This is a genomic window from Burkholderia sp. 22PA0106 (assembly GCF_047497155.1).
Lineage (GTDB): Bacteria > Pseudomonadota > Gammaproteobacteria > Burkholderiales > Burkholderiaceae > Burkholderia.
This window is the reverse complement of record NZ_CP163163.1, coordinates 775,429-794,171: the sequence shown is the minus strand read 5'-3', so window position 1 is coordinate 794,171 and position 18,743 is coordinate 775,429. Positions and strand designations below refer to the sequence as shown.

Annotated in this window: 19 protein-coding genes; 4 read left to right on the top strand and 15 right to left on the bottom strand. The window is 67.9% G+C overall.

The window, feature by feature from the left end; all coding sequences use genetic code 11:
* Positions 1 to 4: 4 nt before the first annotated feature.
* Positions 5 to 610 carry a cytochrome b gene (locus AB4850_RS18465; protein ID WP_414444456.1) on the top strand — a complete coding sequence of 202 codons (606 nt, stop codon included), beginning with the start codon at positions 5 to 7 and terminating at the stop codon, positions 608 to 610.
* Between the two features lie 110 nt (positions 611 to 720).
* Positions 721 to 2,142 (top strand): glycosyltransferase family 2 protein, encoded by a 1,422-nt coding sequence (locus tag AB4850_RS18460; RefSeq protein WP_414445544.1) that lies wholly within the window; start codon positions 721 to 723, stop codon positions 2,140 to 2,142.
* Between the two features lie 45 nt (positions 2,143 to 2,187).
* On the opposite strand, the gene AB4850_RS18455 is transcribed toward AB4850_RS18460, so the two are convergent.
* The 10 genes from AB4850_RS18455 to AB4850_RS18410 all read right to left on the bottom strand — a co-directional run bounded on the left by AB4850_RS18455 (position 2,188) and on the right by AB4850_RS18410 (position 10,740).
* The gene (locus AB4850_RS18455) at positions 2,188 to 2,631 is read right to left on the bottom strand and encodes a GNAT family N-acetyltransferase (protein WP_414444455.1); all 444 of its coding nucleotides are present in this window, start codon (positions 2,629 to 2,631) and stop codon (positions 2,188 to 2,190) included.
* Positions 2,632 to 2,866: 235 nt separating this feature from the next.
* Positions 2,867 to 3,964, bottom strand: a complete 1,098-nt coding sequence (serC, locus tag AB4850_RS18450) for a 3-phosphoserine/phosphohydroxythreonine transaminase (RefSeq protein ID WP_414444454.1) — start codon at positions 3,962 to 3,964, stop codon at positions 2,867 to 2,869.
* Positions 3,961 to 5,262 (bottom strand): ATP-grasp domain-containing protein, encoded by a 1,302-nt coding sequence (locus tag AB4850_RS18445; protein WP_414444453.1) that lies wholly within the window; start codon positions 5,260 to 5,262, stop codon positions 3,961 to 3,963. The genes serC and AB4850_RS18445 overlap by 4 nt, the downstream gene beginning before the upstream one ends.
* 3 nt (positions 5,263 to 5,265) lie before the next feature.
* Positions 5,266 to 5,460 carry a hypothetical protein gene (locus tag AB4850_RS18440; RefSeq protein WP_414444452.1) on the bottom strand — a complete coding sequence of 65 codons (195 nt, stop codon included), beginning with the start codon at positions 5,458 to 5,460 and terminating at the stop codon, positions 5,266 to 5,268.
* Positions 5,461 to 5,724: 264 nt separating this feature from the next.
* Positions 5,725 to 6,768 carry a 4-hydroxy-2-oxovalerate aldolase gene (gene dmpG / locus AB4850_RS18435; RefSeq protein ID WP_414444451.1) on the bottom strand — a complete coding sequence of 348 codons (1,044 nt, stop codon included), beginning with the start codon at positions 6,766 to 6,768 and terminating at the stop codon, positions 5,725 to 5,727.
* Positions 6,765 to 7,727, bottom strand: coding sequence for an acetaldehyde dehydrogenase (acetylating) (locus AB4850_RS18430; RefSeq protein WP_414445543.1), 963 nt, complete (start codon positions 7,725 to 7,727; stop codon positions 6,765 to 6,767). The genes dmpG and AB4850_RS18430 overlap by 4 nt, the downstream gene beginning before the upstream one ends.
* A gap of 56 nt (positions 7,728 to 7,783) precedes the next feature.
* On the bottom strand, positions 7,784 to 8,551 hold the full coding sequence (locus tag AB4850_RS18425; protein WP_414444450.1) for a 2-keto-4-pentenoate hydratase: 768 nt from the start codon (positions 8,549 to 8,551) through the stop codon (positions 7,784 to 7,786).
* On the bottom strand, positions 8,548 to 9,366 hold the full coding sequence (locus tag AB4850_RS18420) for a 2-keto-4-pentenoate hydratase (protein WP_414444449.1): 819 nt from the start codon (positions 9,364 to 9,366) through the stop codon (positions 8,548 to 8,550). Before AB4850_RS18420 ends, AB4850_RS18425 begins: the two co-directional genes overlap by 4 nt.
* Positions 9,363 to 9,584 (bottom strand): tautomerase family protein, encoded by a 222-nt coding sequence (locus tag AB4850_RS18415; RefSeq protein ID WP_414444448.1) that lies wholly within the window; start codon positions 9,582 to 9,584, stop codon positions 9,363 to 9,365. The genes AB4850_RS18420 and AB4850_RS18415 overlap by 4 nt, the downstream gene beginning before the upstream one ends.
* A gap of 256 nt (positions 9,585 to 9,840) precedes the next feature.
* Positions 9,841 to 10,740: an amidohydrolase family protein gene (locus tag AB4850_RS18410; RefSeq protein WP_414444447.1), complete on the bottom strand. Its 900-nt coding sequence runs from the start codon at positions 10,738 to 10,740 to the stop codon at positions 9,841 to 9,843.
* A gap of 124 nt (positions 10,741 to 10,864) precedes the next feature.
* On the opposite strand from AB4850_RS18410, the gene AB4850_RS18405 reads away from it, so the two are divergent.
* Entirely contained in the window at positions 10,865 to 11,770 is a 906-nt protein-coding gene (locus AB4850_RS18405; protein WP_414444446.1) for a LysR family transcriptional regulator, read from the top strand.
* A gap of 28 nt (positions 11,771 to 11,798) precedes the next feature.
* Here the strand turns inward: AB4850_RS18405 and AB4850_RS18400 are convergent, their stop codons facing one another.
* Together AB4850_RS18400 and AB4850_RS18395 are read right to left on the bottom strand one after the other, a co-directional pair.
* Positions 11,799 to 12,416: a carboxymuconolactone decarboxylase family protein gene (locus AB4850_RS18400; RefSeq protein WP_414444445.1), complete on the bottom strand. Its 618-nt coding sequence runs from the start codon at positions 12,414 to 12,416 to the stop codon at positions 11,799 to 11,801.
* 28 nt (positions 12,417 to 12,444) lie between these two features.
* A complete protein-coding gene (locus AB4850_RS18395) occupies positions 12,445 to 13,809 on the bottom strand; it encodes an MFS transporter (protein ID WP_414444444.1) in 1,365 nt (454 codons plus the stop codon).
* Between the two features lie 190 nt (positions 13,810 to 13,999).
* On the opposite strand from AB4850_RS18395, the gene AB4850_RS18390 reads away from it, so the two are divergent.
* Positions 14,000 to 15,367 carry an LLM class flavin-dependent oxidoreductase gene (locus AB4850_RS18390; protein ID WP_414444443.1) on the top strand — a complete coding sequence of 456 codons (1,368 nt, stop codon included), beginning with the start codon at positions 14,000 to 14,002 and terminating at the stop codon, positions 15,365 to 15,367.
* A gap of 30 nt (positions 15,368 to 15,397) precedes the next feature.
* On the opposite strand, the gene AB4850_RS18385 is transcribed toward AB4850_RS18390, so the two are convergent.
* The 3 genes from AB4850_RS18385 to AB4850_RS18375 all read right to left on the bottom strand — a co-directional run bounded on the left by AB4850_RS18385 (position 15,398) and on the right by AB4850_RS18375 (position 18,685).
* A complete protein-coding gene (locus AB4850_RS18385; protein WP_414444442.1) occupies positions 15,398 to 16,621 on the bottom strand; it encodes an aspartyl protease family protein in 1,224 nt (407 codons plus the stop codon).
* Between the two features lie 55 nt (positions 16,622 to 16,676).
* Positions 16,677 to 17,564, bottom strand: a complete 888-nt coding sequence (locus AB4850_RS18380) for a M48 family metallopeptidase (RefSeq protein ID WP_414444441.1) — start codon at positions 17,562 to 17,564, stop codon at positions 16,677 to 16,679.
* A gap of 428 nt (positions 17,565 to 17,992) precedes the next feature.
* Entirely contained in the window at positions 17,993 to 18,685 is a 693-nt protein-coding gene (locus AB4850_RS18375; RefSeq protein ID WP_414444440.1) for a hypothetical protein, read from the bottom strand.
* Positions 18,686 to 18,743: the final 58 nt, after the last annotated feature.

The following is an 18,743-nucleotide window of genomic DNA, read 5'->3' as shown; positions in this document are numbered from 1 at the left end:
ACCCATGAATTCACGCGCTCCGTCCTCCGCCAGCCCGGCCGTCGAAGCCTCGCCCAGCGTGCCGCGCTACACGCGCACCGCGATGGCGCTGCACTGGCTGATCGCGCTCGGCATCCTCTGCAACGTCGCGATCGCCATCAGCGCCGACTGGATGCCCGACGGCTGGGTGCGCCCGGCCATCGACATCCACAAGTCGATCGGCATCACGGTGCTCGGCCTGGCGATCCTGCGCGTGCTGTGGCGCGTGTCGCACCGCCCGCCCGCGCTGCCGGGCTGGTTCCGCCGCTGGGAGCTGCGCGCCGCGCACCTCGCGCACATCCTGCTGTACGTGCTGATGTTCGCGATGCCGATCACCGGCTGGCTTCATGATTCGGCCTGGGACGGCGCGGCCACCCACCCGATGTCGCTGTACTACGTGATCCCGTGGTTCCGCCTGGGCTTCATCGAGAACCTGCAGCCCGACCTGAAGAACTATCTGCACGGGCTGTTCGGCACGATGCACACCTGGGCCGCCTACGCGCTCTACGTGGTGCTGGCGATGCATGTGCTCGGCGCGCTCAAGCACGAGCTGTTCGATCGCGAATCGGTCCTGCGCCGGATGCTGCCGTGAGCACGCCCTCGTCTGCCCTGACCGTCGCCAAGAGCGCGTCGGCCCGCGCCGCCGCCGCACGCGCCGTGACGGCCGCCGCGCGCGAGGCGCTCGACCTGGCCCGCACCCGCATGTCGCCGCGCCTCACGCCGCGCGGCACCACCCTGATCAGCGTGCTGATCCACGGCGGCGCGATGGCGGTGTGGATCCTGCTGATCACGCGCGCGCTGCTGCCGGGCCTGGTGTCCTGGTCGGTCGGCATCGCGTATGTGATCTACGACACGCTGCTGCTCGCGTTCGTGGCGGTCAAGATCTGGCCGCTGGCCGGCAAGCTGTCGGCCGTGCATGCGCCGGCGCAGCCCGTCCCGGGCCAGCCGCAGCCCACGCTCGGCGTGGTGGTGGCCGCCTACAACGAAGCGCCCGTCATCAAGGTCACGCTCGACGGCCTGTTCGGCCAGACCGAGCCGCTGCACCAGATCGTGTTCGCCGACGACGGCTCGACCGACGACACCATCGCCGTGCTGACCCAGCAATACGGCCTCGTGCAGGCGCCCGACGGCGAACTGAGTGCGCCGAGCACGCTGTATCCCACCTTGCGCTGGCTGCGCGTGCCGCACGGCGGCAAGGCCGCCGCGCTGAACGCCGCGCTGCTGCATGTGGAGACCGACGCCGTGCTGACGGTGGACGCCGACACGCGGCTCGCGCCCGACGCCTGCGCCGCGATGCGTCGCGCGTTCGTGGCCGAGCCTGAGCTGGTGGCCGCCACCGGCATCCTGACGCCGATCTGCGCGCGCGATCTGTCGGGCCGCTTCTTCCAGTGGTTCCAGACCTACGAGTACATCCGCAACTTCATGTCGCGCTTCGCGTGGATGCGCGCCGACAGCCTGCTGCTGATCTCGGGTGCGTTCGCGTGCTTCCGCCGCGACGCGGTGCTGAAGGTGGGCGGCTTCGACGGCGAATGTCTTGTCGAGGATTACGAACTGATTCACCGGCTGCGCCGCTACGCCGTCGAGCAGGGCGAAACCTGGCGGGTGCGCGTGATCGGCGACGCCCACGCACACACCGATGCGCCGGGCACGCTGCGCGCGTTCCTGCGTCAGCGCCGCCGCTGGTTCGCGGGCTTCCTGCAGACGCAGTACTGGAACCGCGACATGACCGGCAACCGCCGCTACGGCCAGCTCGGCCTGCTGATGCTGCCGGTCAAGGCGCTCGACACGCTGCAGCCGATCTACGGCCTGACCGCGATCGCGCTGCTGCTGGTGTTCCTCTGCGAGCACCGCTTCCACACCGCGCTGTCGATCTCGGGCGTGATCGGCGCGAAGATCGCGATCGATTTCGCGTTCCACCTGTGGTCGATCCATCTGTATCGGCGCTGGACCGGCTACCGCGAACAGTCGAGCCTCGCGATCGCGTTCGTCGCTTCGGTGTTCGAACCGTTCAGCTTCCAGGTGCTGCGCCATGCCGGCGCCGCGCTCGGCTGGCTCTACTTCCTGCGCGGCAACCGCCATTGGGGCGTGCAGGAGCGCACCGGGCTGGTGGGCGACAAGAAGTAAGCCCTCCCCTGCGCGACGCGGGCTTCACGCCTCACGCCTCAAGCCTCATTCGTCGCGCAGCGCCTTGCGCATGAAGTAGCGCGACACCCCGGCCGGCTGGCACGGGATCTCCCCGAACACCGTGAAGCCGTGCTTCTCGTAGAAGCGCGGCGCCTGGAACGAGATGGTGTAGAGCACCGCGTGCTCGCAGCCGCGCCGGCGCGCCTCGGCCTGCGCCTGCCGCAGCAGTTCGCTGCCCACGCCGCCCCGGCGCAACGGCTCGGACAGATAGAACATGTCGATGAACAGCACGCCGAGCGAGGTGCGGCCGGTCAGGCCGCCGAGCACCGCACCGGTGGCCGGGTCGGTCACGATCAGGTCGAGCGGGGTGTTGTCGGGCTGGCCCGATTGCGCGTCGTTGTACTGGTTCAGGTGTTGCGCGAGCCAGGCGCGCGCGGCGTCGTGCTGGCCGTCGGCCAGCCGGATCGTGTAAGCGGATTGCGATGTCATGCGGATGAGATGGCGTCGAACGGTGGGACGGCCCGGCTGCCGCATCGCGGCGCCTGGGCTCGGTCGTGTCATCGCGATGAATGCGAGGCGCGCTCATACTGCCACGCCCGGCCCGCTCATGCACCGGCTCGCGCGGCATGCCGACGCCACGGCATCCGTTTCGATTCGATAACGCCTCACCCCGAGGCGGCAACGTCGCTTACGCCGCTTGCACTGTCACCACGCCCCTACCCGCTCAAAGCCGCGTGCGCCCGAACGTCAGCAGCGCCTCGCACAAGGTCTCGACCGCCTCCTCCGTCACCGCGTTGTAGAGCGACGCGCGCAGCCCGCCGATCGAGCGGTGCCCGTCCAGCCCGACGATCCCGTAGCGCCCCGCGTAATCCACGAACGCGTCGTCCATCCAGGCGTCCTTGAACGAGAACGCCACGTTCATGTGCGAGCGCCAGCGCGGCGCGGCGTGGATCGACACGGCGTCGCCGAGCGCGTCGAGCGTCGCGAACAGCCGCGCCGACTTGCGCGCGTTGATCTCGCCCATCGCCGCCAGCCCGCCCACCTCGTCGCGCAGCCAGCGCGACACCAGCGTCAGCACGTAGATCGCGAACACCGGCGGCGTGTTGTAGTTCGAGCCGTGCGCCACATGGATGCGATGGTCGAGCATCGCCGGCAGCCTGGCCGGCACGCGCGCCAGCAGCGAGCGGTGCACGATCGCCACCGTCACGCCCGACGGGCCGAGGTTCTTCTGCGCATGCGCGTAGAGCATCGCGTAGCGATCCATGCGCAGCGGCGCGGACAAAAAATCCGACGACATGTCGGCGATCACCGGCACCGCCAGTTCGGTATCGAGCGCGTCGAACTGCAAACCCTCCACCGTCTCGTTCGACACGTAGTGCAGATAGGCCGCGTGCGGATCGGGCGCGAGCGCGCGCAGGTCGGGCAGATCGACGAAGCCGCGCGCCTCGCCGTCCCACGCCACCGTGGCCGGGCCGACGCTGGCGGCATCGCGCGCGGCGCGGCGGCTCCAGTAGCCGGACACCACGTATTCGGGCGGCGCATGGTCGGGCGTGGCGAAGTTCATCGGGATCATCGCGAACTGCAGGCTGCTGCCGCCCTGCTGGAACGTCAGGGCGTAGTCGTCGGACAGCCCCAGCAGCTCGCGCAGGTTGCGTTCGGCCTCCAGCAGCAGCGCGCGAAACCATTCGGAGCGATGGCTGGTGCCGAGGATCGACAGGCCGGTGTCGGGCAGCGCGACGATCGCGTCGCGCGTCTGGGCCAGCACCACCTCGGGCAGCGCGCCGGGGCCGCCGGAAAAATTGAGGGCGTTGGGATTCGTCATGCTCGTGCGTCAGGAGATTCGGGAGATTCTGGAGATTCGGGAACGTCAGGAGAACCGATGAAACCGTCGGCATCGGCCAAGGCCGCGCGCCGTGTGATCATGGCGAGGAACGCGTCGAACACGCGCTGCATCTGCGGCAGCTTGTACGGGTACAGCGCGGGATCGTCGATGTCGTGCACCACCATCGCGGTGGCCGTCTCGAAGATCAGCAGCGCGCCGTCGCGCGTCTCGGCGCAATCGAGGCCCACGTAATCGAGGCCGGTGCGCACCGCGATGCGCGCGAACGCCTCGCGGTGGCGCACCGCGAAATCGGCATCGAAGCTGGCGAAGCAATGCGCTTCCTCGTCGCGCCGCGACGTGTCGCCGGCCATTTCCGCGTACGGGTAATGGACGATCCAGTGCGACGAAATCCCCATGTGGCACACGAGCGGCACGCCATCGCACATCACGATCCGGTACTTGCGGTAGAGGCCGTCGTCGCTGCGGTAGTCGACGAACGGCGCGACATAGAACGCCTCGTCCGCCATAGCTTGCAGATACGCGTCGAAGTCGGCCGGCGCATCGATGCGCACCAGCCCGCGCCCCGCGTGCGAGCCCACCGGCCGCACGATCAGCGGATAGGCGGCGTTCAGGCCGGCCACCGGCGCACCGTCTCGCGCGGCCTCGGCCAGCCGTTCGCGCGGCACGCGCACCGTCTCGGCCATGCGGATGCCGGGCTGATCGCCGAGCAGCGCGAACGCCGCCTCGCGCGCGGTCGAGCCGATGCGCTGCGGCGCGTTGATCAGCGGGCGCGGGCTGCGCGCGGCCAGCGCCGCCATGCGCGCGAGGCGCGGCGCGTTGGCGTCCGACGCGCAGGCGGCCACCAGCAGCACGTCATGCGGCGGCAACGCGGCGGGCAGCGGCAGCGCGTCGTCCACGTACAGCACGTCCACGTGCAGATCGGCCCGCTCGATCAGGCATTCGAACGGCGTGTTGGCGATCAGGTCGCCGGGCGTCTTCAGCACCAGCAGGCGCGGCGCACCGGGCGACGCGGCGCGCGGCAGCACGTAGTGCTGACGATTCGCGAGCGCCAGTTGCTGCACCTGCGCGGCCGCCTCGGGCTGGTACTTCAGTTCGAGCACGAGCGCGAGTTCGAGCAGCGCATCGGGCTCGTCGCGGGTCTCCAGATAGCGGACCAGTTGCGCGCCGAGCGGCGTGAGGTCCAGCCCCTGCCCGGCCGCGCGCAACAGCTCTGCCAGCCCGAGCGGGCGGTACGGCTCGCCCGCGCCCTCGGTGGCATCTTCGAGGTTCGGCGCCATCGTTCAGCCGCTCCGCTTCGGCGACGGCGCCACGTCGGCGCGGTCGCCGACATAACCGATCCATTCCTCGAACCAGCGCGGCGGCAACGCCGCATCAGGCATATCAGGCATGGCAGGCGGTGGATCGTCCTGCACAAGGCGCGCGATCCGGTGCGCGGCGCGGCACCCGGCATCGCGCCGGCCGGCAACCAGCGTCAACGCGCCGCGACGCGCCGGTTTGAGAGGCACATTCGACATCCGGCAATTCCCCATGAGACGGCCCGGCGCGCGGCGGCGAGCCGGGCACCGTGTGCTGAAATCCGGGCGGGGAGGCGTGCGCGGCGTGGCGCGAGTGCCCCGCTCCGGTCGGCGACCAGCATGCGGGGGCGGGGCTTAACGGATGCTTAACTTCGGCGTTACAACAGAAAAATTCGCAGGAAGATTTGCGCAATCGTGTCTTACACGGGATGCGTCATGCGGCGGTCATACCGGCGCATGCGCCTCGGCCTCGGCACGCGCACACAGGTCGAGCGCGACGTCGACGATCATGTCCTCCTGGCCGCCCACCATCTTGCGGCGGCCCAGCTCGACGAGGATATCGACCGTCTTCAGGCCGTACTTCGCGGCGGCCACCTCGGCATGGCGCAGGAAGCTCGAATACACGCCGGCATAGCCGAGTGCGAGCGTCTCGCGATCGACCCGCACCGGGCGATCCTGCAACGGCCGCACCAGGTCGTCGGCCGCGTCCATCAGGCCGTACAAATCGCAGCCGTGATTCCAGCCGAGCCGCGCGGCCGCCGCCACGAACACCTCCAGCGGCGCGTTGCCGGCACCCGCGCCCATCCCGGCCAGGCTCGCATCGATGCGGTCGCAACCTTCCTCCACCGCCACGATCGAGTTCGCCACGCCGAGGCTCAGGTTGTGGTGAGCGTGGATGCCGGTTTGCGTTTCAGGTTTCAGCACGTCCTTGAACGCGCGGAACCGCTCGCGCACGTCGTTCATGCCGAGCGCGCCGCCCGAATCGACCACGTACACGCAGCTCGCGCCGTAGCTTTCCATCAGCTTGGCCTGCGCGGCCAGCTTCTGCGGCGTGGTCATGTGGCTCATCATCAGGAATCCGACCGAATCCATGCCCAGCTCGCGCGCGTATTCGAGATGCTGGCGCGACACGTCGGCCTCGGTGCAGTGCGTGGCCACGCGTACCACGCGCGCGCCGGCGTCGTAGGCATTGCGCAGGTCGTGCGTGGTGCCGATGCCGGGCAGCAGCAGCGTGGCGATCTTCGCGCGCGTCACGCTCTCGGCCGCCGCCGCGATCCATTCCACGTCGCTGTGCGCGCCGAAGCCGTAGTTGAAGCTGGAGCCTTCGAGGCCGTCGCCGTGCGCCACTTCGAGGCTGTCCACACCGGCCGCGTCGAGCGCGGCGGCGATCGCGCGCACGTTCTCGAGGCTGTACTGATGGCGGATCGCGTGGCTGCCGTCGCGCAGCGTGACGTCCGAGATATAAAGCTTGCGGTCGCTGACGCTCATTGCGCGGTCTCCTTCAGTGCACGCGAGATGCCGGCTTCGATCCGGCGGCGGGCCATCATGTCGCCGCACGCGAGCGCGGCCGAGGTCATGATGTCCAGGTTGCCGGCGTACGACGGCAGGTAATGGGCGGCGCCCTCCACTTCGAGGAACACCGAGGTCTTGATGCCGTGCCGCAGCCCGAGGCCCGGCACGTTGAGCGGCTGGTCGGCCGGGATCGTGTCGAACTGCACGCGCTGCTTCAGGCGATAACCGGGCACGTAGGCCTGCACGCGCGCCACCATCTCGGTGATGCTCTGCTCGATGCGCGCCGTGTCGGCCGCCTCGGACAGCACGAACACCGTATCGCGCATGATCAGCGGCGGCTCGGCCGGGTTCAGCACGATCACCGCCTTGCCGCGCGCCGCGCCGCCGAGCTTCTCGATCGCGGCGCGGGTGGTTTCGGTGAACTCGTCGATATTGGCGCGCGTGCCGGGGCCGGCCGACTTGCTCGAAATCGACGCGACGATCTCCGCGTAATGCACCTTCGCCACCTGCGACACGGCCGCCACGATCGGGATCGTGGCCTGCCCGCCGCACGTCACCATGTTCATGTTCGACGCGTTCTCGGCTTCGAGGTTGATCGCCGGAATCACGTACGGGCCGATCGCGGCCGGCGTCAGGTCGATCACCTGCACGCCGTGCGCCTGCAATACTTCGTCATGCCGAGCATGGGCGCCTGCCGAGGTGGCGTCGAACACCACGTCGATCTGCGCGAACACGTCGAGCCTGAGCAGCCCGTCGAGGCCCTTCGCCGTGGTCGGCACGCCCAGCCGGGCCGCGCGCGCGAGGCCGTCCGAGTTCGGATCGACGCCCACCATCGCGCCCATTTCGAGGTGCCGGCTGTTGCGCATCACCTTGATCATCAAGTCCGTGCCGATATTGCCCGGCCCGATGATGGCCACTTTCACCTTGCGATTCATCATTCACTCCCGTTCGCCGGCGGCCGGCCTTTCTTTCGCCACCGCCGGCATCGCATTCAACGCTTCACATGGAACCCGGCGCTGCCGAGCTGCTCCATCTCGACCGACACGTATTGCCCCGGTGCGATCCACTCGGCCGGCGTCGCGCCGCCCGCCATCACGATCCAGCCGGCCTGCAGCGGCTCGCCGGCCTGCGCCGACAGGCGCGCGGCGGCCACCAGCGAGCGCAGCGGATGGCCGAGCAGCGCGGCGGTCGAGCCGACCTGCACCACGCGGCCGTCGATGTTGAGCGTCAGGCCCAGGTTGCTGAAATCCGTTTTCGGATCGCGCCACGCGCCGATCACGAAACCGCTCGACGACGCGTTGTCGGCGATCACCTCGGGCAACGTGAACTTGAAATCGCGGTAGCGCGAATCGATGATTTCGAGCGCGGGCGCAATCGCCTCGACAGCAGCCAGCGCCTGCGGGCCGGTCACGTCGCCGTCGAGCGCGTGCTTGAGCACGAACGCGATTTCCGGCTCGACGCGCGGGTGCACGAAGCGCGAGAAATCGATCGCGGTGCCCTCCTCGATCTGCATGGCCGAGGTCAGGCGGCCCCAGATCACGTCGGACAGCCCCATCTGCACCATCTTCGCGCGGCTCGTGAAGCCCATCTTCACGCCGACCCGGCGCTCGCCGCGTGCGAGGCGGCGCTCGATCGAGGCGGCCTGGATGCGATACGCGTCGTCGAGCGACAGGCGGTGGGCGGTGTCGAACTGCTCGATCTCGCGCGCCTCGCGCGCGGCGTCGTCGAGCAGGCTCGCGTATTCGGTGATCTGGCTCATTGGCGGGCCTCGCTCGCGGATGCGGTGGAATCGGATTCGAACACGGCGCGCACCGCGCCGAGCCCGTTGATGCGCGCCTCGAAGATGTCGCCCGGCGCAACCGGCACCATCGGCCCAAGCGCGCCCGACAGCACCAGGTCGCCGGCCTTCAGCGGCGTGCCGAGCCGCGCCATCGTGCGCGCGAGCCACACCACCGCGTTGATCGGGTTGCCGAGGCAGGCCGCGCCCGCGCCCACCGACACCGGCTCGCCGCGGCGCTCCATCGCCATGCCGCAGAGGCGCAGGTCGAATTCGGACAGCTTGCGCGGGCGGGTGCCGAGCACGTAGGCCGACGACGATGCGTTGTCGGCGATCGTGTCGGCGATGCGGATGTTCCAGTCGGCGATGCGGCTGCCGACGATTTCGAGCGCCGGCAGCGCGTAGTCGATCGCATCGAGCACGTCGAGCTGGCCGGGGTTGTCCACGGCGATGTCGCGGCCGATCACGAACGCGATTTCCGCTTCGATCTTCGGCTGCATCAGGATCGTCGCCGGAATCGGTTCGCCGTCGCCGAAGCCGAAATCGTCGAACAGCATGCCGAAATCGGGCTGATCCACGCCCAGTTGCTTCTGCACCGCCACCGAGGTCAGGCCGATCTTGCAGCCGACCAGGCGGCGGCCTTCGGCCAGGCGGCGCTCGGTGTTGACGCGCTGGATCGCATAGGCGTCGTCGATCGACAGCCCCTCGAACGTCTCGCGCAGCGGCGCGATCGCGCGCCGCGTGCGGGCGGCGTCGGCCAGCGCGTCGGCGGCCTGGCGGATCGCCTCGGGCGTCATTGTCCGTTCTCCTGAACGTCGGGCTTCGGCGCAGGCATTTCGTCCTTGGTCTGGCCGCCGACGGCCCAGAAGCTGGCGGGCGTGGTGGTGGCGTACACGCGGATGGTGTCGAGCGGCGCGCCCAGCGTTGCGTGCACGGTCTGGGCGACGGCCTTCACGCAGGCCTTGATGGCGGCCTCGTCGCGGCCCTCGATGAGGGAGATATGAACAATCGGCATGATGGGTCTCGGTTCGACAGCGGGGGGAATGAGTGGAAATCGGTCAGACGGCGGTGTGGGTCGGCGGCAAGCGCACGATCGAACCCGGCGCGAGCACGGCGCGCGTGACGTCCTGTTGATTGCCGATGCGCATGCGGGTCTCCATGTAGAACGGCGGCCGGCGGGCGTGCCGTCTCGATGGAACGCATCATATGTGGCGGGCTTGGATACCGTCCAATACCCATTTTTAACGAATCCATACCAGATACGTATGGCTTCATTCCCCGAAGCCGAACAGCCGGCGCGGCGTGTCCCACAGAATCCGGCGGCGCACGGCCGCGTCCGGCACCAGTTCGCCGAACAGCGCCAGCAGCGGCGCGTAGTCCATCCGCTCGGGCGCGCGCAGGAACGGCCAGTCCGAGCCCCACACGCACTGTTCCGGGCCGAATGCGTCGAGCAGCGCGAACAGATACGCGTGCGCATCCTGATACGGATGCGAAAGCTGCGAAAACTTCTGCATACCTGACAATTTCACCGTCACGCGGCCCGTTTCCGCAAGCCGCAGCAAGGCCTGGAACGCGGGCTGGCCGACGCCGTGCGCCACGTCGGGGCGGCCGCAATGATCGATCAGCACGCGTGCACGCGTCGCTTCGATCAGCGGCAGCAGGTGCGGCAACTGATCGCCGGCCACCTGGATCTGCGCGAACAGGCCATGATCGGCCAGCATCGCGAACAGCGCGCCGGCATCGTCGAACACCCCCAGCCCTTCGAGCGCCGGATTGAACGCCACGCCCACCACCCCCGCATCACGCAGCGCGAGCAGCGCGCCGGGCGCGATGTCGTTCTCCACCACCGCCACGCCCTTGAAGCGGCCGCCGCCGTGCGCGATCGCGTCGAGCATGCAGCGGTTGTCGGTGCGGTAGCCGCTGGTCGGGCCGACCAGCAGCGCGTGGCGCACGCCGCATGCATCGAGCACGCGCGTGAACTGCGCGGCGGTGCCGATCTCCTGCTGGCTCGGCCGGTACGGCGTGGTGGGCGAATACGGGAAGCGCCGCGGATCGAAAACGTGGTTATGGCAATCGATTTTCAGTTCGTCGAACAGGTTCATCGTGTCGGGCAGGCAAGCTCGGGGAAGGAAAACCGGGGGCGCAAGCGCCCCGGCGCGGGTGGGCGGCATGGCGCTCATCGTATACGGAAGCCGCTCGGCGCAGCCGGCTTGCCGCCGCCCCGATCTTGCGTTTCAATACGGCAAAACGGCAAAGCGATACCGCAATGGTATCGGCCGCGTGCAAGGAGGCGGGATGGAAATCAAGCAGATGCGCTACTTTCTGGCGCTGGCCGAGGAGCTGAATTTCAGCCGGGCCGCCGAGAAGCTGCATATGGCGCAACCGCCGCTGACGCGGCACATTCGCGCGCTGGAGGAGGAAATCGGCGCGCCGCTGTTCGTTCGCACCACCAAGGGCGCGGAGCTGACCGAGGCCGGCCACGCGCTGCTGGCCGAGGTGCCGAACATCCTGTCGCTGTCGCGCCGCGCCGAGGAGCGCACGCGGCTGGCCGGCCAGGGCTACGTGGGCAGCCTCGACGTGGGCATCTTCAGTTCAGGCATCCTCAACGTCATTCCGCGCCTGCTCGCCGAATTCCATGCCGAGCGGCCGAACGTGAAGATCAGCATCCGCAACCTGTCGAAAGCCGAGCAGATCGCCGCGCTGCGCGAGCGGCGCATCACGATCGGCTTCAACCGGCTGGTGCCCGACGAACCCGATATCGGCGTGGATTGGGTGCAGCGCGAGAAATTCCTGGTGGCGCTGTACGAAGGCCATCCGCTGTGCGCGAAAAAGCGCATCACGCTGCGCGACCTCGATGGCGAACCGATGATCCTCTACCCGAACGCGCCCGTGCACGGCCTCGCGCAAGAGGTGGCGGCGGCGTTTCGCACCGAGGGCGTCGCGCTGCGCGTCGAGCAGGAGGTGGAGGACGTGGTGACGTGCATCGCGTTCGTGTCGAGCCGCTTCGGCGTGTGCGTGACGACCGAATCGGCGGCCAACCTGCGCCTGCCCGGGGTGGTCTATCGGCCGTTGCAGTCGAGCCAGTTGCGCGACATCGAATTGAGCTGCCTGTACCGCAAGCAGGAAAGTTCGCCGATCCTGCTCGCGTTTCTCGACCTGATCCGGCGCACGCGCACGCGCAGCATGCGCGTGGCGTATTGAGCGCCGCCGGGCGGTGCCGGGCTCAGCGTCAGGCCGCGCCCGGCTCGCGAAACGCGTCCACCACGTGCAACGTGTGCGCGTACACCGCGCCCGCGCGCAGCACGACGGCGATCGCATAGGCTTCGTCGAGCGCCGCAGCGTTGCCGGGCGTGGCCAGCGCGGCATCGTGGAAAACCTGCCGGCGCGGCTCGTTCGATTGCGTGTAGGCCGCAGCGGCGGCGGCCACCCACACCAGCCCCGGCGTCAATGCTTCGGTATCGAACACGGCCTGCGCGAAACGCAGGCGCGCGCGGGCGATGTCGCTGCCGCGCAGCGCCGCTTCGTCTTCGATCGCGAGTTGGCCGCCATCGAGCGACACGGCCGCGTCGCCCAGCGATTCGAGCGCGGCGCTCAGGTAGCTGACCGCCAGCGCTTCCTGTTCATTCGCACCGCAGCGCCGCGCGAGCGCCGCATGATGCTCGATGCAGAACGCGCAGCGCGTGACCTGCGCGATCGCGACAGCCACCAGATGCTTGTCCTTCTCCGACAGTTGCCCCGCGCGCCACACCGGCGCCGACATCGCGCGAAACGCCTTCGGGCCGGCGTGCTGCCGTTCGAGCGCGCCGAGAATCCGCGCTTCTTCGTCATGCAGGCGTGAACCGCTCATGATCAACAAGTCCTGTTGGAAAGGGGAATCAACGCGGGCCGGCCAGCGTGGCCTCGCCGCGAACCGGCGCTGCGTCACTACCCGCACCACCACCCGCCGCGCGCCGGGCCGGGTCCGCCGCAGCCAGCACCGCGACCAGGCTCAACACGCCCAACGCTGAAATATAGGCGCAAATCAGCCACGGCGAGCCGCCGCCCACAGCCAGCAGCGCCGCCGCCACGAACGGCGTCAGGCCGCCCGAGATCAGCGTGCCGATCTGGTAGCCGAGCGAGATGCCGCTGTAGCGCACCTCCACCGGAAACTGTTCCGCGAACCAGGCCGCGCCCGGTGCGTAGATCGCGGCGTCGAACACGGCCAGCTCGATCGCGAACACCAGCGGCAGATAACGCAGGTCGCCGTGATCGAGGAACCAGAAGAACGGCCAGACCAGCAGCGAAATGCCCACCACCGCCCAGATCGCGGGCCGTCGGCGGCCGACCCGGTCCGACAGCGCGGCCCACAGCGGCGTGGCGACGATCGCCACCGCCGAGCCCACGATCACCGCGCCGAGCGCATACGAGGCGCCGTTGCGCTTGAGGTTCAGATAGCTGATCGCATAGGTGGTGACGATCGCGTACATGGCCGGCTGCAGCAGCCGCAGGCCGATCGTGACCAGCAGCGCGCGGCGATGATGGCGAAACACTTCCGCCACCGGCAGGCGCTTGAGCCGGCCTTCGGCCTGCGCGGCGAGAAACGGCTCCGGCTCGCGAATGCGCGTGCGCACGAAGATCCCCACCGCCACCAGCACCACGCTGAACAGGAACGGCAGGCGCCAGCCCCAGTCGGAGAACGCCTCGGGCGCGAGCCACGCGCGCACGCCCAGGAAGGTGCCCGACGCGAGCAACATGCCGGCGGCCGAGCCGACCTGCGTGAACGAACCGAGCAGCCCGCGCGTGCGTGCGCTGGCATGTTCGACCGACAACAGCGACGCCCCACCCCACTCCGCGCCGGTGGCGATGCCTTGCAGCAGCCGCAGCGCGACCAGCAGCACGGTGGCCAGCAGGCCCGCCGTGGCGTAGGTCGGCAGCAGCCCGGTCAGCACCGTGGCCACGCCCATCAGCACCAGCGAGAACACCAGCACGCGCTTGCGGCCGATGCGGTCGCCGAAGTGGCCGGCGATCACCGCGCCCACCGGCCGCGCGAAAAAGCCCACGCCGTAGGCCGCGAACGCGCCGAGGATGCCCGCCAGCGGGTTGGTGCTGGGCGGAAAGAATGCATGACTGAAGATCAGCGCCGACGCGGTGCTGTAGATATAGAAGTCGTACCACTCGATGGTGGTGCCGATGAACGCGGCAAAGCCGACGCGCGCGGCGCCCGATTTCGGGCTGCGCGAGGTGGCGGAGGGAGTCGACATGATTCGGCCGGGCGGCAGGAGACAGGAAAAGCCGGCCAGTAAAGCATCGAAACTTTCGTCAACCTAACGATAATTTCTGCTTTGCTTTGCAGTTTCGCGGCGATAACGATATGCCGAACCGGCGATGTCGGCGGCGCGCGCCGCCGCCTAGAATCGCTGGTTTTCCAGCCAGCCACGGGCGCTTTCCGCGATGCCACGTCAACTCCGCTTCAACGCCTTCATGATGAACTGCGTGGCGCATCTCGCGCCGGGGCAATGGACCGCCGAGGCCGATGCCTCGTTCGGCTATCTCGACACCGCGTATTGGGTGGAGATCGCCAAGACGCTCGAAGCGGGCCTGTTCGACGGCCTGTTCCTCGGCGACGTGATCGGCGTGTACGACGTGTTCGGCGACGGCCCGCAAGCCGCGCTGCGCTCGGCCGCGCAGGTGCCGATGAACGATCCGGCCGTGCTGATCCCGCTGCTCGCGCACGCCACCGAGCACCTCGGCTTCGGCCTGACGGTATCGGTGGCCTACGAATCGCCGTACCTGCTCGCGCGCCGCTTCACCACGCTCGACCATTTGAGCCGGGGCCGGGTGGCCTGGAACATCGTCACCTCGTATCTGCAAAGCGGGGCGCGCAATCTCGGCCAGGACGCACTGCGCGCGCACGACGCGCGCTACGAGCGCGCCGACGAATTCATGTCGGTGTGCTACCAGCTCTGGGAAGGCAGTTGGGAAGACGGCGCGGTGCAACGCGATCGCGAGCGCGGCGTGTATGCGGACCCGTCGCGCATTCATGCGATCCGCCACGACGGCCCGCATTTCCGCAGCGAGGGCGTGTTCCAGTGCGAGCCGTCGCCGCAACGCACGCCGTTGCTGTTCCAGGCCGGCGGCTCGGCGCGCGGCACGCGCTTCGCGGCCGAGCACGCCGAGTGCATCTTTCTGGGCGCGCCCACCCGCAAGGGCCTGCAGGCCTCCGCGCGGGCCGCCCGGCAGGCGCTGGCCGATGCCGGCCGCGCGCCCGACAGCGCGAAATTGTTCGCCATGCTGACGGTCATCGTCGACGAAACCGCCGAGCTGGCGCAGGCGCGCCACGCCGCCTGTCGCGCCCGCGCCGATCACGAAGGCGCGCTGGCGCTGCTGTCGGGCTGGACCGGCATCGATCTGTCGCGCTACCGCCCCGACGACACGCTGGCCTATGTCGATACCGATGCCGGCCAATCGGCGCTGGCGTCGTTCAGCAAGCTCGATCCGGAGAAGGTCTGGACCGTGCGCGACGCGGTGGAGTTCGTCGCGATCGGCGGGCGCGGCGCGGTGGTGGTGGGCGATGCGGCGCAGGTGGCCGACGAACTGCAGGCGCTGGCCGAGGACGCGGACCTCGACGGCTTCAACCTGGCCTGGGTCGAGTCGCCGCGCACGTTCGAGGATGTGGTTCGCTGGCTGGTGCCCGAGTTGCAGCGGCGCGGCGCCTACAAGACGCGCTATGAAGCGGGCACGCTGCGCGAAAAGCTGCTGGGCGGTTCGGCGCGCCTGAGCGCGCCGCATGTGGGTGCGAGCTACCGCGTGGCGCGATAGCGCGGGCGGTCCACCCAAGCCTCGCGTCCGTCAAATTTTGACGGTGCGGCGCAAGCCATTTCGCTCGATCGTCATGTTGAGCGAGCCTGCGGGGGTGGTGCTCAATTGGCCACGCGCATCTTCGATCGCCGCTGCCTCAACGCGTTTGCCGTTGATTTCAACGAGGACGTCACCATTCTCGAGGCCGTAACGGCCAAGTTGCTTCGGTTCGTTGTAAAACAATTCGACATGCCCGTTGATAAAACGGATCGCGATGTCGCGCAACGGTTGCGGCTCATCTTGGGTGAAGTGGCTTGCGTCGTAGCAGAATTCCATCGTGCTCGGTACAAACATATAACGATCAAACCGCTCGAGGAAATTCATGCCGAGCATGTTTTCGTTGCCTTGGTTGACGCGCAGACTGCCAATGGGCTGATCGTCGAATAACAGCTTGTTCACGAAGTGATCGCTCAACTGGGAACGGCCGCCCGCCGTAACGGTCGACGACATGACGTCGCCAAGAGACGTAACGGCCTTGTGGTTCGCCAAGTTCGCAAGCGTCGGCCCGGACACGATCGAATGCGTTGCGCCGGTATCGAACATGAAAATCATCCAATCATCGTGAAAGTCGACCCTTACACCGGGCGCCCGGCCGAAGCTATCCTCGTAGGGAACGCAATGGGCGAAGCGCTCGCCGGCCGGTGGCTGGCGCCAGACCGTCAATATGCCGCTGCGGTTATCGGCCAGCCAAGTCAGCTGGCGAAAGATTTCCATGCCGACAATGCCATCGAGCCGTATGCCGGCTGCCTCCGACGCCAACGATAGATCGTGACCGATCCACGGATAGTTGCCCGACACCTCGTAGTTGCCCAGCCTGATTGGCAGCGGCTGCCATAGCTGAATGCGCTCCGGGGCAAGCACGCCGTCCGCCGTCCCCAGGCCTTTCTCCAGTATCGACTTCCGGAACACGATCGGAATCTGATCGTCGCTCGCGTGTCGTGTGATCGACTGAGCGAGCCCGTTGTCGATAAACGTAAAGCTTGCGCCAGTGTCGACGAGAAAGTTATAGGTTTTTCCCGCGATCGAGACGGGCACGACGAACCCGCTGTTCGCCTTGAACCGCACGCTCAGCGCGGGCGTCGTGGCGTCGCGCTGCGGGTCGGCGTGTTCGCCGCACCCCGCCGCGAAAAGCCCGACCGCGCACATGAGCGTAATGCCTGCGAATGCGCGCGACGCGCGACGGTGGGAAGTCCGGGTGACTCGAGTCGACCGCATGGCGCGCCTCCTTCAGTTCCAGCAGTGTGTCGTCGGTGGACGAGATGGGGCGATTTTAGAGCGTGTCGTGGCCGGCATGGAGCGACGGCTCGCGATCGAACCCGGCAGAGGCCTGCGCTCGCGTTTGCCGTGAAGCCGCGGCATAACCTCGGCCGGCAACATCGGCGTTGATGGCGGCGACCCGGCGCGTCAAACGCGGATGCGAACGGTTGATTTCGGTCAGGAAGCCGAATATCGGCGGCACCATCCGCTCCTGCGCGATGAACGCCTCGCAATCCATCTCGGCGTTCAGGCGGCGGCAGCCGCAGCCGAGCATCTGCAACGCGCTGCGCGAGGAAGCCGCATCCTTCGCCAGATAGGTGCCGATCCGGTCGCACGTATATTCGCGCGAGCGCGAATAGGCCTTGCCGAGGAACGGCACCAGGTGGGCCGGCAGCTTGATCATGTTGAGCCACGGGTTCAGGTGGCCGGCCGCGTGATGGCCGATTTCATGTCCGATCACGAAGCGCACCTGCGCGTCGTCGTTCGCTTCCACGAGGGCCGACGTCAGGAACACATACCGCCCGCCGCCGAACAGCCGCCGCGCGAACGCATTGAACACGCCGTTCGAGTTGTAGATGAAGGTTTCGGGCGGCACGGCCAGGCCGATCGCCTCCGAGGCCTCCACCACCATCGCGTGCAAGCGCGGAAACTGCTTCGGGCCGATCAGCACCATGTTGCCGTAGGCGGTGGCGCGATACGCGGCACCGGCCAGCCAATGGAAAATGCCGAACATGATCGCGTATTGCACGAACATCACCGCGAAGGCCCGGTGTTTCGGACTGTCCATCGCCGCGACGACGGATACGTAAATGGCAAACCATAACAACACGCCGCAGATCAGCATCGCCCAGTGATACGGCTTCTCGCGCTTGTTACGGAATTGATTGGCAAGCTTCGACATCGGTTCTCTCCAGGTTCCAGGCTGTTTTACAGACAGCGAACGACGCGAAGCATCGGCCCGATATCGATCCGATATCGATCCCACGCGCGCGGGAGAGCCCGTCCCGTATGGGCGAGCGGATTCCGGACTACCCCCGAGCGGCGATCCGTGCTTGATTGAACGCGCCGCGCTGTTTCATCGAAATTTCATGTGCCCGGCAACAGGCCGGTTCCGGACGCATGCGATTCGTTTGATTTTCTGATAATCCGGTGACGCTGAATCGCGGCACAAATCGGAATGCGCGCTATTACAGCGTAATTGTCGAGGGCACACAAGCGGATACGGCAAGCCCGTCATCCCGGTGCATCGACACCGGCAATAGGAAACCCGCAGGCCGGCAATGCCTCGGGCGTTTCAAGCCATGGGTTGTCCGGCAACGCCGGAGAGAATCAGGCCGGCTGGGTGCTCTCGGCCGCGCCGGCTTCGCAATCGTCCCAGTAGCGGAACGGATCGCGGTGTTGCGGGAAATGCTCGGCGAGCCAGCCCGACAGGCGCTGCCACTCGGGGTGCCGGTTGCCGGTCATGGCCGACCAGATCGACGAGCGTTCGAGGATCTTGCCGGTCGCGCGGTCGCGAATCAGCAGGCTGCCCATGCCGCTCGAACTGTTCGACTGGGTTTCGACCTGGTAGCGCGTGAAAATGCGTACCTCGGCATCCTCGGACCAGCCGTACACGGCGCGCACGGCGTTCGACGCATCGCGCAGCTCGATCGGGCCGGAGGGCGGGCGCACGGCTTTCCAGCCCTCGGGGAACTCGGCCACCACCTCGTGCCCGGCCTCGCGCACCCACCGCACGCGCCAGGCGCGCACGATCGCGGCATGCACCTGCGACACCGACGTATAGCCGGCCGGCAATTCGATCGCGATCGGCAGCGTGATCAGGTTGTCCTTCCAGAGGCGGCTTTCGTCGTCAGGCCGCTGAACCGGCGTGAGCGGGTTGGTGGACATCGGGCTCGGGCCAAACGGGTTGACCGGCTTGCTCGCCGAACGCGTGCCGGTGCCGGTGCTCAGGCCGGCGCCCGGCAGCCCGGCAAAAAGGCGTTCGGCATCCTGGCGAGTCAGTTTGGGTTTTGCTTTCTTCATCTTTCGTCAATTCAATCGTTCGATACCGGTACACAGACCGACATGATGCACCCTGCCC

Excerpts from the sequence above, each read along its gene's own strand:
- AB4850_RS18415 (WP_414444448.1), bottom strand. The coding sequence starts at position 9,584 with ATGCCGATTGTTCATATCTCCCTCATCGAGGGCCGCGACGAGGCCGCC.
- AB4850_RS18400 (WP_414444445.1), bottom strand. The coding sequence starts at position 12,416 with ATGAGCGGTTCACGCCTGCATGACGAAGAAGCGCGGATTCTCGGCGCG.
- AB4850_RS18390 (WP_414444443.1), top strand. The coding sequence starts at position 14,000 with ATGCCACGTCAACTCCGCTTCAACGCCTTCATGATGAACTGCGTGGCG.
- AB4850_RS18455 (WP_414444455.1), bottom strand. The coding sequence starts at position 2,631 with ATGACATCGCAATCCGCTTACACGATCCGGCTGGCCGACGGCCAGCAC.
- AB4850_RS18405 (WP_414444446.1), top strand. The coding sequence starts at position 10,865 with ATGGAAATCAAGCAGATGCGCTACTTTCTGGCGCTGGCCGAGGAGCTG.
- AB4850_RS18460 (WP_414445544.1), top strand. The coding sequence starts at position 721 with ATGTCGCCGCGCCTCACGCCGCGCGGCACCACCCTGATCAGCGTGCTG.
- AB4850_RS18425 (WP_414444450.1), bottom strand. The coding sequence starts at position 8,551 with ATGAGCCAGATCACCGAATACGCGAGCCTGCTCGACGACGCCGCGCGC.
- AB4850_RS18395 (WP_414444444.1), bottom strand. The coding sequence starts at position 13,809 with ATGTCGACTCCCTCCGCCACCTCGCGCAGCCCGAAATCGGGCGCCGCG.
- AB4850_RS18410 (WP_414444447.1), bottom strand. The coding sequence starts at position 10,740 with ATGCCGCCCACCCGCGCCGGGGCGCTTGCGCCCCCGGTTTTCCTTCCC.
- dmpG (WP_414444451.1), bottom strand. The coding sequence starts at position 6,768 with ATGAGCGTCAGCGACCGCAAGCTTTATATCTCGGACGTCACGCTGCGC.
- serC (WP_414444454.1), bottom strand. The coding sequence starts at position 3,964 with ATGACGAATCCCAACGCCCTCAATTTTTCCGGCGGCCCCGGCGCGCTG.
- AB4850_RS18420 (WP_414444449.1), bottom strand. The coding sequence starts at position 9,366 with ATGACGCCCGAGGCGATCCGCCAGGCCGCCGACGCGCTGGCCGACGCC.
- AB4850_RS18445 (WP_414444453.1), bottom strand. The coding sequence starts at position 5,262 with ATGGCGCCGAACCTCGAAGATGCCACCGAGGGCGCGGGCGAGCCGTAC.
- AB4850_RS18430 (WP_414445543.1), bottom strand. The coding sequence starts at position 7,727 with ATGAATCGCAAGGTGAAAGTGGCCATCATCGGGCCGGGCAATATCGGC.
- AB4850_RS18385 (WP_414444442.1), bottom strand. The coding sequence starts at position 16,621 with ATGCGGTCGACTCGAGTCACCCGGACTTCCCACCGTCGCGCGTCGCGC.
- AB4850_RS18380 (WP_414444441.1), bottom strand. The coding sequence starts at position 17,564 with ATGTCGAAGCTTGCCAATCAATTCCGTAACAAGCGCGAGAAGCCGTAT.
- AB4850_RS18375 (WP_414444440.1), bottom strand. The coding sequence starts at position 18,685 with ATGAAGAAAGCAAAACCCAAACTGACTCGCCAGGATGCCGAACGCCTT.
- AB4850_RS18465 (WP_414444456.1), top strand. The coding sequence starts at position 5 with ATGAATTCACGCGCTCCGTCCTCCGCCAGCCCGGCCGTCGAAGCCTCG.